This is a genomic window from Staphylococcus sp. AtDRG32, assembly GCF_004365845.1.
GTDB lineage: Bacteria > Bacillota > Bacilli > Staphylococcales > Staphylococcaceae > Staphylococcus > Staphylococcus hominis.
This window is the reverse complement of record NZ_SODE01000009.1, coordinates 54,846-56,672: the sequence shown is the minus strand read 5'-3', so window position 1 is coordinate 56,672 and position 1,827 is coordinate 54,846. Positions and strand designations below refer to the sequence as shown.

General features: G+C 46.4%; 1 protein-coding gene. It reads right to left on the bottom strand.

Going from position 1 to position 1,827, the window contains the following annotated elements; genetic code table 11:
- The coding region (locus BDW25_RS11095) for a G5 domain-containing protein (RefSeq protein ID WP_243830621.1) at window positions 1-1,827 on the bottom strand (1,827 nt) is incomplete at both ends.

The following is a 1,827-nucleotide window of genomic DNA, read 5'->3' as shown; positions in this document are numbered from 1 at the left end:
CTATCTGAATCAGAATCTGAGTCGCTATCGCTATCTGAGTCTGAATCTGAATCGCTATCGCTGTCTGAATCTGAATCTGAGTCGCTATCTGAGTCTGAATCTGAATCGCTATCGCTGTCAGAGTCTGAATCGCTGTCTGAGTCTGAATCTGAATCGCTATCGCTGTCTGAGTCTGAATCGCTGTCGCTATCTGAGTCAGAGTCTGAGTCGCTGTCGCTATCTGAGTCTGAATCTGAGTCGCTATCTGAATCTGAGTCAGAGTCTGAGTCTGAGTCTGAATCGCTGTCGCTATCTGAATCAGAATCTGAGTCGCTATCTGAATCTGAGTCAGAGTCTGAGTCTGAGTCGCTGTCGCTATCTGAGTCTGAATCGCTATCGCTATCTGAGTCTGAGTCGCTATCGCTATCTGAGTCTGAGTCTGAATCGCTGTCGCTATCTGAATCTGAGTCTGAATCGCTGTCGCTATCTGAATCAGAGTCTGAGTCGCTATCGCTATCTGAGTCAGAGTCTGAGTCGCTGTCGCTGTCAGAATCTGAATCTGAGTCGCTATCTGAGTCTGAATCTGAATCGCTATCGCTGTCTGAGTCTGAGTCGCTATCTGAATCTGAATCGCTATCGCTGTCTGAGTCTGAATCGCTGTCGCTGTCAGAATCTGAATCTGAGTCGCTATCTGAGTCAGAGTCTGAATCGCTGTCGCTATCTGAATCAGAATCTGAGTCGCTATCGCTATCTGAGTCTGAATCTGAATCGCTATCGCTGTCTGAATCTGAATCTGAGTCGCTATCTGAGTCAGAGTCTGAGTCGCTGTCACTATCTGAGTCTGAATCTGAGTCGCTATCGCTGTCTGAGTCTGAGTCGCTATCGCTGTCTGAGTCTGAGTCGCTGTCGCTATCTGAGTCTGAGTCTGAATCGCTATCGCTGTCAGAGTCTGAATCGCTGTCGCTATCTGAGTCAGAGTCTGAGTCGCTGTCGCTATCTGAGTCTGAATCTGAATCGCTATCGCTGTCAGAGTCAGAGTCGCTATCGCTATCTGAGTCAGAGTCTGAGTCGCTGTCGCTATCTGAATCTGAGTCGCTGTCTGAGTCTGAGTCTGAGTCTGAATCTGAGTCGCTATCTGAGTCAGAGTCTGAATCTGAGTCGCTATCTGAATCGCTGTCGCTGTCAGAATCTGAATCTGAGTCTGAATCTGAGTCGCTATCGCTGTCAGAATCTGAATCGCTGTCGCTATCTGAGTCAGAATCTGAATCTGAATCTGAGTCGCTATCTGAGTCAGAGTCTGAATCTGAGTCGCTATCGCTGTCAGAATCTGAATCGCTGTCGCTATCTGAGTCTGAATCTGAATCTGAATCTGAGTCGCTATCTGAGTCAGAGTCTGAATCGCTGTCTGAGTCTGAATCTGAGTCGCTATCGCTGTCAGAATCTGAATCTGAGTCAGAGTCTGAGTCGCTATCGCTGTCAGAATCTGAGTCGCTGTCAGAGTCTGAGTCTGAATCTGAATCGCTATCTGAGTCTGAGTCGCTATCGCTGTCGATGTCTGGACCATACTCAATTATTTCATCAACTGGTTCTTTTGTGATTTCCTCTGTTGGTTCACCTTCGCCTACTTTTTCTCCTGTTAATGGATTTTTCGTAGTTGGTGTTGTAATTGTTTTTTCTCCATTTTCACCTTTTTGTACGACTTTTTCTGTACCAGGTGCTAGATCTGGATTAAATTCACGTTTTTTATCAAACGGAATCTCTTCTTTTTCTATGATTGGATCGCCATCAACTGGACCGTATTTTGTTACGTCATCCACTGGAGGTGTTACCACTTCTCCTGTATCTGGA